Source organism: Stenotrophomonas sp. 112478_Sma, from assembly GCF_056479905.1.
The window spans coordinates 1553498-1564954 of record NZ_CM151072.1 but is presented as its reverse complement, the minus strand read 5'-3'; the positions used below and the strand labels follow the sequence as shown (position 1 = coordinate 1564954).

Genomic DNA, 11457 nt, shown 5'->3' with positions numbered 1-11457 from the left:
TGGATTCTAGCACCCGCACAACGCGGGGCATCACGACCGGCAAACCGTTCAGGTAGAGCCGGGCCATGCCCGGCGCCACCATCACAGCGGAACTCAGAACTCCAGGTTGTCGATCAGCCGGGTCGTGCCCAGCCGCGCGGCGATCAGCGCCACCCGGCCGCCACCCTCAAATGCCGGCTCGGCCAGCTCGGGCGTGCGCAGCACGGCGTAGTCGACCTGAAAACCAGCCGCCTGCAGCGCGGCGGTGGCATCGGCCTCGATGCGCTCGCGCGGCTGGCCTGCCACATAGCCTTCGCGCATGGCCAGCAGGGTCCGATGAAGGGTCGTCGCGACGGGGCGCTGTTCCGGGCTCAGATACTGGTTGCGCGAACTCTTGGCCAGCCCATCGTCATCACGGACGATCTCCGCACCGACGATCTGGACCGGGAACGACAGCTCGGCCACCATCTGGCGGATCACCGCCAGTTGCTGGTAGTCCTTGCGGCCGAACACAGCCACGTCCGGCTGCACCTGCAGGAACAGGCGGGCGACCACCGTGCAGACGCCATCGAAATGGCCCGGACGGCTGGCACCTTCCAGCACCTCGCTGATGCCGGGCGCGTGCATGCGCGTGGTCTTGTCCACGCCCAGCGGATACATCGCCTCGACGCTCGGCAGCCACACCGCATCGCAGCCGACCTGCTCCAGCCCCGCGACGTCGGCCTCGGGCGTGCGCGGATACCGGCTGAAATCCTCGTTGGGCCCGAACTGGGTCGGATTGACGAAGATGCTGGCCACCACCCTGTCGGCGTACTGGCGGGCCAGGCTCACCAGCGCGTGATGGCCACCGTGCAGGTTGCCCATGGTCGGCACCAGCGCGACGCGCAAGTCTTCGCGCTTCCACTGGGCGATCTGCCCGCGCAACGCGCCGAGCTCATTGAAGGTCTGGATCATTGGGCGTAAGCGTGCTGTTCGTCGGGGAAGCTGCCGTCACGCACGGCGTCGGCGTAGGCGCGGGTGGCTCCAGCCACCGAGCCCCCTTCGGCAAGGAAATCCTTGACGAATTTCGGTCGGCGATGGCCGCTGTCCAGGCCCAGGAAGTCATGCAGGACCAGCACCTGGCCATCGCACTGCGGACCGGCACCGATGCCGATGGTGGGCACCGGCACTGCAGCGGTGACCTCGGCCGCGACCGGGGTCGGCACGCATTCCAGCACGATGATGCTGGCGCCCGCGTCGGCCACGGCCCTGGCGTCCTCCACCAGCTGCCGGGCCGCATCGCCACGGCCCTGGATCTTGAACCCGCCCAGGCGCAGCACCGACTGCGGGGTCAGGCCCAGATGCGAGCAGACCGGAATCTCGCGTTCGACCAGGTAACGGACGATATCGACCTTGAAGCCGGCCCCCTCGATCTTGACCATCTCCGCGCCTGCCTGCAGCAGCTGCAGCGACGCATCGAGGGCGCGTTCCGGGGTTGCATCGGCACCGAACGGCAGATCGGCAACCAGCAGCGCGCGCTGCAGCACGCGGGCCACGGCGCGGGTGTGATAGACCATGTCGGCCACGGTCACCGGCAGGGTGGAATCGTGCCCCTGCACGACCATGCCCAGCGAATCACCGATCAGGATCAGGTCGACGCCGTTGGCGTCGAAGGTGCGGGCGAAGCCAGCGTCGTAGGCGGTCAACATGACCAGCTTCTGGCCATTCCGCTTGGCCTCGGCCAAGGCGGGAACGGTCCAGGGCTTGCTGTCTGCGTGGGTGCTCATGTGCTGATAACCGGGGGAGATAACCCGGGCATTATCACCCTATCGGCGCAATCCCGCAGGCATCCACCCGCATCACTGCATCCCGCACGCGACCATGGCCGGGAATGGCCAGATCCGGCGCGATCTCGGCCAGCGGCACCAACACGAAGGCACGCTCGTGCAGGAAGGGATGCGGCACCTGCAGACCCGGCTCATCCAGTACCTGCGCGCCATACAGCAGCAGGTCCAGATCCAGTGCCCGCGGTCCCCAGTGCACGGCTGGATCGCGCACGCGACCGAAATGCCGCTCCAGCTCCAGCATCGCCCGCAGCAATCCGGAGGCCGGCAGGCGCGTTTCCACCGACGCCACCGCGTTGACGAACGGCGGCTGATCCTCGTTGCCCCAGGCCGGCGTGGCATACAGGCGCGACGCCTGACAGCGCCGCGTGTCAGGAAGCGCGTCCAGCGCGGCAATCGCCGCACGGACGGTCGCGGCCGCGTCGCCAAGATTGGCGCCCAGGCCGATCCAGGCCAGCGTCACGGCCTACTCGCCAGCGCTGCCGGCCGTGGCACCGGAGCGCCGACGGCGGCGCCGGCGCTTGCGCGGTGCGCCCTCTTCCTCGTCGCCCGGTTCGGCATGCATCGCATCCAGCGCGGATTCCAGCTCGCGGCCCGGTTGCACCTGCGCCTCACGCCAGAACGCCACATCTGCCTCGTGTTCGGCCGACGCGACCTGGCGCAGCGTCAGGAAATCGAACGCTGCACGGAAGCGCGGGTGGGTGAGCGTGCGGAACACGCGCTTGCGCTGGCGCGAGCCGAAACGCGACTGCAACAGCCAGATCTCCTGCATCGGCAGCGAGAAACGGCGCGGCAGCGCGATGGTGCTCAGCTGCTGCACCGTCACGCGGTCGGCAGCACGACGCTGCGCTTCTTCCGGCGCCACGCCCTGCTTGAGCAGGGTGGCCTGCGCCCGGCAGAACGCCGGCCACAGCAGCAGCGCGAAAAGGAACGCGGGCGAGACAGGCTCATCGTTGGCCACGCGCGCATCGGTATTGGCCAGGCCCTCGACCAGCATGCGGCGCAGTGCACCGGTGCGGTTCGCCTTCAGCGCCCTGCCACTTTCAGGGAACAGGACGTCGAGCAGGCCGTAGCGCTCAAGGCCTTCGAAACTGGCAACACCGTGGCCGGACAGGAACAGCTTCAGCACTTCCTCGAACAGCCGCGCGGGCGCGGCTTCGTTCAGCAGGCCTGCCAGGTGCGGGATCGGCGCGGCGGTGCCCTCTTCGATCTGGAAGCCGAGCTTGGCCGCCAGGCGCACCGCGCGCAGCATGCGCACCGGGTCCTCGCGATAGCGCTGTTCGGGGTCGCCGATCAGCTTCATCAGGCGCGCCTGGACGTCTTCGAAACCGCCGACGTAGTCGCGCACCGAGAAATCCTCGATCGCGTAGTACAGGGCATTGCAGGTGAAGTCGCGGCGCACCGCGTCGTCTTCGATGCTGCCGTACACGTTGTCGCGCACGAGCATGCCGTTTTCCATTTCGCGGTCGCCGCTGCCGTCATCGACGTTGGCGCGGAAGGTGGCGACTTCGATGATCTCGCGGCCGAACACCACATGGGCCAGGCGGAATCGGCGGCCGATCAGGCGGCAGTTGCGGAACAGCTGTTTGACCTGTTCGGGCGTGGCATCGGTGGCCACGTCGAAATCCTTGGGTTGGCCATTGACCAGCAGGTCGCGCACCGCGCCGCCGACAAGGTAGGCGCCGAAGCCGGCATCGCGCAGGCGATAAAGCACGCGCAGGGCGTTCGGGCTGATGTCCTTGCGGGAAATGGTGTGCTGGTCGCGCGGGATGACGCGCAGGCTGAACGGTGATGGAGCAGGAGAAATGATGTTGGCGCTTCCGGTTGAAGTTTCGGGATTGCCCAATGGCATCGAGGTGCATATACTAGCGCTCCTGCCTCGGCAGCGACACATATACGCTCCCTTCGTCTAGTGGTTAGGACGTGGCCCTCTCAAGGCTAAAACAGGGGTTCGAGTCCCCTAGGGAGCGCCAGTCGCCACAGCAGGAACCGAAAAAGCCCGCCTCGTGCGGGCTTTTCTGTTTCCCGGGGTTTGCCTGTTGCGTCGAGCGGGTCGCCTCGGGGGCGAGCCGCCCCTGCCTGTCCTGGAGCGGCTGGCCTGCCGCCGCCACGGAACAGGAAGGCGCTGGAAACCAGGGCGGCGCCATCAGCCTTCCATCTGCTCCAGCTCCTTGCCCTTGGTCTCGCGGACGTAGCGGACGACGAAGAAGATCGAGAGGATCGCTGCAACCGTGTAGATGCCATAGGCACCGGCCAGGCCGATACCCGCCAGCAGCAGCGGGAAGGTCACGGTGATGGCGAAGTTCGACGTCCACTGCGCCGCACCGGCCACCGCGAGCGCTGGGCCGCGGATCTGGTTCGGGAACATCTCGCCCAGCATGACCCACATCACCGGGCCCCAGGACATGTTGAAGAACACCACATAGACGTTGGCCGCCACCAGCGCCAGCCGGCCCATGCCATCGGACAGGTGCAGGCGCCCTTCGACCAGGCTGCCGCTGGCGAATGCCACCACCATCAGCACCAGGGCAACCGACATGCCGACCGAACCGACCCACAACAGCGGCTTGCGCCCGATCCGATCGATCAGCATCACCGTCAACAGGCAGGCGCCGATGCTCAGCGCACCGGAAAGAACGTTGATCAGCAGCGCATCGCTTTCCGAGAAGCCGACGGCCTGCCACAGGACCGCGCCGTAGTAGAACACCACGTTGATGCCGACCAGCTGCTGGAACATCGCCAGGCCGATGCCCACCCAGATGATCGGGCGAAGCCTGCCGGTGCCCTTGTCCAACAGGTCGCCGAAGCGCGGCTTGTGCTGGTCCTGGTCCAGGCTGGCCTCGATCTCCGCCTGTTTGGCGGCCGCCGCGGCGTCGCCGTACAGCCGCGACAGAACCGCCCTGGCCTGCGCCTGGCGCCCCTTCACCACCAGGAAGCGCGGGCTTTCCGGAATCACCAGCAGCAGCAACAGGAACAGCGCCGACGGCAGCGCCTGCATCCAGAACATCCAGCGCCAGGCCTCCTGCCCGAACCACAGGGGCTCGGTGGAGGTGCCTGCCGCACGGGCCAGCAGGTAGTTGCTGAGGAAAGCGGCGAACAGGCCGCAGATGATCGCCATCTGCTGCACCGTCGCCAGGCGGCCCCGGTAGCGTGCGGAAGCGACCTCGGCGATGTAGGCCGGCGACATCACGCTGGCCGCACCGACGGCGAAGCCGCCCAGCACGCGAGCGGTCACGAACAGCCAGGAGGCGTGCGCGGCGCCCGCACCCAGCGCCGACAGCAGGAACAGCACCGCCGCCACGATCAGCACGCCGCGTCGGCCCAGGCGGTCGCCCAGCCAGCCGGCGAGAAACGCGCCGATCGCGCAGCCCAGCAGCATCGAGGCAACCTCGAAGCCCAGGGCCGCCTCGCTGGAGTTGAAGGCCTGCCGCAGGCCATCAACCGTGCCGTTGATTACGCCACTGTCGAATCCGAACAGGAAGCCTCCCAAGGTGGCCACGCAGCTGATCAGGACGATGAACGCGGTGTTCTCTCCACCATCGGCGGCGGCAGGCTGAGCTGGGGACATGGGCATTCCAGGAGGGAGGACAGTCCGGCTGCCACGGCAGCCAGCAGCGCGCAGCCTCGCACAGGCGCCGCCCCATCGCCAATGGGCCGTGCCCTCGAGCCCGGCAGATCCCCCTTTTCAGGCCCGCGCCGACACCGGGGGGCAACCTGTTCTAGAATTGGCGGGTTCAGGAATCGATCCACCCCCAAGCCCATGCCCTTTGTCGTCACTGAAAACTGCATCAAGTGCAAGCACACCGATTGCGTGGAAGTGTGCCCCGTGGATTGCTTCCACGAAGGCCCGAACTTCCTGGTGATCGACCCGGATGAGTGCATCGACTGCACCCTCTGCGAGCCGGAGTGCCCGGTCAACGCGATCTTCCCCGAGGACGATGTCCCCGCCGGACAGGAGGGCTTCGTCGCCCTCAATGCCGAACTGGCCAAGGCCTGGCCGGTACTGACCGTGCGCAAGGACCCGCCGGCGGACGCCGGTGAGTGGGATGGCAAACCGGACAAACTGAAGCTGCTCGAGCGCTGAGGCGCCAGCACCCGCCGCCATGAAAAAGGGCGCCATGGGCGCCCTTTTCCTGTTCCGGCAATGCCAGACCCTGCCCGGCCGAACCCGGGCGCGTGGCCCGGTCCGCAGCTGCCGGCGGTTCCTTACTTCGCCAGCGCGGCCTTCAGTGCGGCAATCAGCTTCACCGGGGCCTCGGCGGTCGCCGGCAGACCACGCGGATCGACCGCAGAGACATAAGCGCCGGCATCGACGGCCACCACGCGCACCAGGAAGTTACTGCCTTCATAGGCCACGTCGTAGGAGCCCAGCAGCTGGGCACGGCTGGCGATGGTCACGCCCTGCACGCCTTCCAGCGCGGTGCCGACCTTGGCGAACGCCTCGTCCTTGCTGCCCGGAATGGTGAAACCGGTATTGCCCACGGCCGGGGCAGCCGGAGCGGCCACAGCAGCCGGGGCGGTGGTCGAGGCCAGCCTCGGCACCTGGTTCTCGCCCGACGCGGACGGCAGGTTCAGGTCCGGCGGCACTTCCAGCGGACGCATCTCCGGGGCCAGGGCGTAGTCGCCCTTGGCACCGCGCTTGAAGCAGCCGGTGGTGGTCACGACCGTGGTGAGGGCGATGAGCCCGAAGGACAGCACGCGGACGGCGGAAACGGATTGACGCATGTGGATCTCCTGGATCAGACCAAGACGGAAGGTCAGTGGCTGGAAAGGGCTTCAAGCGCGGCGATGTCGCCGGCCAGATGATCGGCTGCCGGATGATGCGCTGCCGACAGTGGCAGCAGCGGCAGGCGCAGGTCGTGGCCGATGCCGATGCGGCGCAGCAGCGCCTTGACCGGAATCGGGTTGGATTCGATACCGCAGAAATCGTGGTACGGCTGCAGGCGCGCGTCCCAGGATGCGGTGGCGTCATGGTCGTGGGCGGCAGCCAGCTCGCACATCCGGCGGTACGCACCAGGCAGCGCGTTGGAGCCGACCGAGATCAGCCCGTCGATACCGGCCTGGATCGAGCGCGCAGCCGTGCCGTCGTCGCCACTGAGCACGGCGAACCTGGAACTGCGCAGCGCCAGCAGGGCCTTCACGCGCCCGATGTCGCCGACGGCCTCCTTGATGCCGACAATGTTCGGATGATCCGCCAGCTCGGCCACAGTCTCCGGCAGCATGTCGCATCCGGTGCGCCCGGGTACGTTGTACAGCACCACGGGCAACCCGCCGTGGTCGGCCACGGCCCGGTAGTGCGCGATCAGTCCGGCCTGCGTCGGACGCACGTAAGGCGGTGTCACCACCAGAGCGTGACTGGCACCCTGCGCGGCAGCGCGACGGGTCTGTTCGATGGTCTTGGCGGTGCCGGACAGGCCGGTACCGGCCAGGACCGGGATGCGTCCGCCGATGCGTTCGACCGCACTGGCCAGCAGCTGGTCGTACTCGGCATCGGACAGCGTCGCCGCTTCGCCGGTCGAGCCGGCGACGACAACGCCATGGACGCCACCTTCCAGTTGCAGATGCAGCAGGCGCTGCCAACCGTCGGGATCGAGGGCACCGTCGGCCCGGAACGGGGTCGCCAGCGCGGTGATGAGGCCGGAAAGGGACAAGGACGTGCTGCTCTTGGCTGGGAAGGGAAAACGCCCGCCACGAAAGGGCGGGGGCGACTTGAATGTTACTTGCGGCGCGAAAGCACGGGCAAGTATGCTGCACTCCGGTGGATCCCCGCCTCTGGCGGGCATTCAGACTCACGCATGCATTACCCGGAATCGCCTTGACCGACACCACCCCGCGCCCCGCGCCGAGCGAAAACCACCTCCTGATCAACGCCTATACGACGCATCCGGAGTCCCCACTGCTGTCCGTCACCCGACGCATTGCCGACAGCGGCTGCAATCTGGTGGACGCGCGCCTGGCCACGGTTGGCCGCGACGTATCGGTCACCGCGCTGGCCACCGGGTCGTGGGACTCGGTCGCCAAGCTGGAAGCGATGCTGACCCGGCTCGAGCGCGAGGAAGGCCTGAAACTGGTCTGGTACCGCACCGAGGCCAAGCAGGCGCAGTCCAATCTGCTGCCGTACATCGTTGAAGTGATCGCCGCTGACAAGCCGGGCATCCTGTTCCAGCTGGCCGACTTCTTCGACCGCCAGGGCATCACCATCGAGACCCTGCAGAGCACGCGCTATCGCGCCATGCAGACCGGTGCGGAAATGTTCAGCGCGCAGGTCACCATCGGCGTGCCGGCCAACATGCACATCGCCGCCCTGCGCGATGATTTCCTCGAATTCTGCGACCACCTGAACCTGGACGCGATCATGGATCCGATGAAGTTCTGATTTTTCGCGCGTTCGTCACGGGCGCGCGGCGTTTCATGCAACTGTCGTAGAAATACCCCAGGCTCCGGAACCAAGGACCTCATGAACAACGGCGATACCCTGGACCGCACCACCCTCTCGCTCCCGCTGGCCCTGTCAGGCGGCGAACACACCACCCTCGGCGACCTCGCGGGCCAATGGCTGGTGCTGTACTTCTACCCCAAGGACAGCACCCCGGGGTGCACCACCGAAGGCATCGACTTCAACGCGCTGCTGCCGGAGTTCCGCAAGGCCGGCGCCACCGTACTCGGCGTCTCCCGTGACTCGGTGAAATCACACGACAACTTCTGTGCCAAACAGGGCTTCGCGTTCCCGCTGGTCAGCGATGGCGACGAAGCGCTGTGCAACGCCTTCGATGTGATCCGGATGAAGAACATGTACGGCAAGCAGGTACGTGGCATCGAGCGCAGCACCTTCCTGATTTCTCCCGACAGCCGCATCGCGCAGTCCTGGCGCAAGGTCAAGGTCGCCGGCCATGCCGACGCCGTGCTTGCCGAACTGAAGGCCGCCCAATCCAAGTGATTCCCATCGCCCACTTTGTCCGCCATCACCCTGCCCCGCAGGTCGTGGTGGTTTTTCCCTGTCCGTAACCAGGAATCGACGATGACCCGAGGCAAGCGCATCTACGTGCTGGATACCAACGTGCTGATGCACGATCCGACCGCGCTGTTCAAATTCGAGGAGCATGACGTCTACCTGCCGATGCAGGTGATCGAGGAGCTGGACAACGGCAAGAAGGGCACGTCCGAGGCAAGCCGCAACGCCCGCCAGGTCAGCCGCTTCCTCAACGAGCTGGTGCAGGCCTCCGGCCTGGACAATCTGGCCGACGGCATTCCGCTGCAGCGCCCACAGGGCCTGCAGCTGCGTGGCAAGCACAGCGCCGGCAAGCTGCGTTTCCAGACCAGTCATTTCGACGCCGGCAAGAGCTTCGGCCAGGTCATCCCGGACAATGCCATCCTCGGTGCCATCCTGGCGCTGAAGGAGCAGACCCCGGAGATCCCGGTGGTGTTCGTCTCCAAGGACATCAACCTGCGGATCAAGGCGGCCATCGCCGGCATCGTTTCGGAAGATTACGAAAACGACCGCGCACTGGACGATTTCAGCCTGCTCTACACCGGCGCCACCGAGCTGCCGGAGGATTTCTGGAAGCTCCATGGCGACGACCTGCGCAGCTGGAGCGACAAGGGCCGCACCCATTACGAGATCCTGGCCAGGGACGACGAGGAGTGGTACCCGAACCAGTACGTCTACCTGCCGGGCGAGGACGAGGTGGAGCTTCGCGTCAGCCGCGTGGTCGGCGATGGCAAGGTGGTGCTGTCGCTGGTTGATGATTTCCGCCACGGCAGCCATGCCGTGTGGGGCATCAGCGCGCGCAACCGCGAGCAGAACTTCGCGCTCAATGCACTGATGGATCCGGAGATCGACTTCGTCACCCTGCTCGGCACCGCCGGCACCGGCAAGACCCTGCTGGCACTGGCCGCGGGGCTGGCACAGACGATGGACCAGCAGCGCTACCGCGAGATCATCATGACCCGGGCCACCGTCAGCGTCGGCGAGGACATCGGCTTCCTGCCGGGCACCGAGGAAGAGAAGATGACACCGTGGATGGGCGCACTGACCGACAACCTGGAAGTGCTCACGCACAACCAGGAAGGCGGAACCTGGGGACGCCAGGCAACCAACGATCTGCTGGCCAGCCGCATCAAGATCCGCTCGATGAACTTCATGCGCGGCCGCACCTTCCTGTCGCGCTATCTGATCCTGGACGAGGCGCAGAACCTCACCCCGAAGCAGATGAAGACGCTGATCACCCGTGCCGGTCCCGGCACCAAGATCGTCTGCCTGGGCAACGTCGAGCAGATCGACACCCCGTACCTGACCGAGACGACATCCGGCCTGACCTACGCGGTGGACCGCTTCAAGAACTGGCCGCACAGTGCGCACATCACCCTGCGCCGTGGCGAACGCTCGCGGCTGGCCGATTACGCTTCGGAGGTGCTGTGAACCGTTCTGCCCGCCTGCTGCTGCCGACGGCTGCGATCACCCTCGCAGCCGTCCTTGGTGCCTGCACCACCACCCGCGGGCCGGCCAGCGTGCCGACCGCCGAACGCACCGGCCAGTCGTGGGTGGTCACCCGGCCGATCCTCGCCGCGCAGGTGCTCGACACCTGCTCGCGGCACAGCCCGGGCCGGGATGCCGGCCGCGTCACCGGCTACTGGGCCCCCAGCCGGCAACAGGTGGACCAGCTGGAAGCCGCACTGCCTTCGCTGCAGGCGCAGGTGCCCGACGTACTGGACTTCGACCGCCAGTACGTCGGCATCGAAAGCGCCGGCAAGCGCCTGATCTACATCAATGCGTTCCGCCTGCCTGACGACAGCGGCATCAAGCCGGCGCGCGAGGCCATCCGCGTCTGCGATGGTGGCAAGCAGTTCTGGGGCGCGGTGTTCGACCCGGCCACCGGTGCGTTCAGCGAGCTGCAGTTCAACGGCGGTCTCGGCGGTCCCTGAGGGTCGCGCCGATGGGCATACGCCTTCCCACCTGGGTCTGGATCGGTGCCGTAGCGCTGTCGTGCGTGGCCGGCATGGTCAACGTGGTCGGCTTTCTGGGTTTCGAGCATCAGGCCGTCAGCCACATGACCGGTAGTACCAGCCAGCTCGGCATGGCACTGGCGCAGGGCGACTGGCGCGCGGTCGGGCACCTGTGGGGCCTGCTGATCGCTTTTTCGCTGGGTGCGATGCTCAGCGGGCTGCTGATCCAGGACAGCGCACTGCAGCTCGGCCGGCGCTATGGCGTCGCTCTGGCACTGGAATCGGCGCTGTTGCTGGCCGCCATTCCCTTGTTCAAGCAGCAGCAGATCTGGGGCGCGTTGTCGGCAGCGATGGCCTGCGGGTTGCAGAACGCGATGGCCACCACCTTCAGCGGCGCGGTGATACGGACCACCCACCTCAGCGGCATGTTCACCGATCTTGGCATCGGCCTGGGCCATCTGTTGCGCGGGCTGCCGCTGCAGGTGCGGCGGCTGACGCTCAGCGGACTGATCATCAGCGGCTTCCTGGCCGGTGGCGTGATGGGTGCGTGGCTGTTCCTGCGCTGGCAGTACGATGCCCTGCTTGCCCCCGCGCTGCTGACCGGCGCGACCGGGCTGGTCTATGTGCTGTACCAGCAATGGGTACGCTGGCGGTACTGAGCGTCGCCGCACGCACGCGCAGCATGAGGCGTCCGCCCCTGCCGGCAGCCCGT

The 11457-nt window shown here is 67.0% G+C and carries 13 protein-coding genes and 1 tRNA gene; 7 read left to right on the top strand and 7 right to left on the bottom strand.

Annotated features, from left to right (window positions below):
- Positions 1-93: 93 nt before the first annotated feature.
- Genes panC through pcnB form a run of 4 tightly spaced genes read right to left on the bottom strand, consistent with a single transcriptional unit; the run spans position 94 to position 3648 of the window.
- Positions 94-933 (bottom strand): pantoate--beta-alanine ligase, encoded by an 840-nt coding sequence (gene panC / locus ACZK08_RS07420; RefSeq protein WP_065181275.1) that lies wholly within the window; start codon positions 931-933, stop codon positions 94-96.
- A complete protein-coding gene (gene panB, locus ACZK08_RS07415; protein WP_053517276.1) occupies positions 930-1745 on the bottom strand; it encodes a 3-methyl-2-oxobutanoate hydroxymethyltransferase in 816 nt (271 codons plus the stop codon). The genes panC and panB overlap by 4 nt, the downstream gene beginning before the upstream one ends.
- A 34-nt stretch (positions 1746-1779) precedes the next feature.
- Positions 1780-2265, bottom strand: a complete 486-nt coding sequence (gene folK / locus ACZK08_RS07410) for a 2-amino-4-hydroxy-6-hydroxymethyldihydropteridine diphosphokinase (protein ID WP_065181274.1) — start codon at positions 2263-2265, stop codon at positions 1780-1782.
- 3 nt (positions 2266-2268) lie between these two features.
- On the bottom strand, positions 2269-3648 hold the full coding sequence (gene pcnB / locus ACZK08_RS07405) for a polynucleotide adenylyltransferase PcnB (RefSeq protein WP_065181273.1): 1380 nt from the start codon (positions 3646-3648) through the stop codon (positions 2269-2271).
- A gap of 52 nt (positions 3649-3700) precedes the next feature.
- Between pcnB and ACZK08_RS07400 the strand changes: the two genes are divergently transcribed.
- Positions 3701-3775, top strand: a tRNA-Glu gene (locus ACZK08_RS07400).
- 173 nt (positions 3776-3948) lie between these two features.
- On the opposite strand, the gene ACZK08_RS07395 is transcribed toward ACZK08_RS07400, so the two are convergent.
- Positions 3949-5370 carry a sugar porter family MFS transporter gene (locus tag ACZK08_RS07395; protein WP_053517272.1) on the bottom strand — a complete coding sequence of 474 codons (1422 nt, stop codon included), beginning with the start codon at positions 5368-5370 and terminating at the stop codon, positions 3949-3951.
- Positions 5371-5562: 192 nt separating this feature from the next.
- Between ACZK08_RS07395 and fdxA the strand changes: the two genes are divergently transcribed.
- The gene (fdxA, locus tag ACZK08_RS07390) at positions 5563-5886 is read left to right on the top strand and encodes a ferredoxin FdxA (RefSeq protein WP_049411316.1); all 324 of its coding nucleotides are present in this window, start codon (positions 5563-5565) and stop codon (positions 5884-5886) included.
- A gap of 122 nt (positions 5887-6008) precedes the next feature.
- On the opposite strand, the gene ACZK08_RS07385 is transcribed toward fdxA, so the two are convergent.
- The gene (locus tag ACZK08_RS07385) at positions 6009-6527 is read right to left on the bottom strand and encodes a hypothetical protein (RefSeq protein WP_065181272.1); all 519 of its coding nucleotides are present in this window, start codon (positions 6525-6527) and stop codon (positions 6009-6011) included.
- Positions 6528-6559: 32 nt separating this feature from the next.
- On the bottom strand, positions 6560-7453 hold the full coding sequence (gene dapA / locus ACZK08_RS07380; RefSeq protein ID WP_053517270.1) for a 4-hydroxy-tetrahydrodipicolinate synthase: 894 nt from the start codon (positions 7451-7453) through the stop codon (positions 6560-6562).
- 164 nt (positions 7454-7617) lie between these two features.
- On the opposite strand from dapA, the gene ACZK08_RS07375 reads away from it, so the two are divergent.
- The 5 genes from ACZK08_RS07375 to ACZK08_RS07355 all read left to right on the top strand — a co-directional run bounded on the left by ACZK08_RS07375 (position 7618) and on the right by ACZK08_RS07355 (position 11404).
- On the top strand, positions 7618-8178 hold the full coding sequence (locus tag ACZK08_RS07375) for a glycine cleavage system transcriptional repressor (protein ID WP_025879444.1): 561 nt from the start codon (positions 7618-7620) through the stop codon (positions 8176-8178).
- An 81-nt stretch (positions 8179-8259) separates the two neighbouring features.
- Positions 8260-8739, top strand: a complete 480-nt coding sequence (locus ACZK08_RS07370; protein WP_065174941.1) for a peroxiredoxin — start codon at positions 8260-8262, stop codon at positions 8737-8739.
- Positions 8740-8820: 81 nt separating this feature from the next.
- Entirely contained in the window at positions 8821-10221 is a 1401-nt protein-coding gene (locus ACZK08_RS07365) for a PhoH family protein (RefSeq protein ID WP_065181271.1), read from the top strand.
- Complete coding sequence (locus ACZK08_RS07360; RefSeq protein WP_065181270.1) at positions 10218-10724, top strand: hypothetical protein; 507 nt, start codon at positions 10218-10220, stop codon at positions 10722-10724. Before ACZK08_RS07365 ends, ACZK08_RS07360 begins: the two co-directional genes overlap by 4 nt.
- A gap of 11 nt (positions 10725-10735) precedes the next feature.
- Positions 10736-11404, top strand: a complete 669-nt coding sequence (locus tag ACZK08_RS07355) for a YoaK family protein (RefSeq protein WP_053517265.1) — start codon at positions 10736-10738, stop codon at positions 11402-11404.
- The last annotated feature ends 53 nt before the right edge of the window (positions 11405-11457 follow it).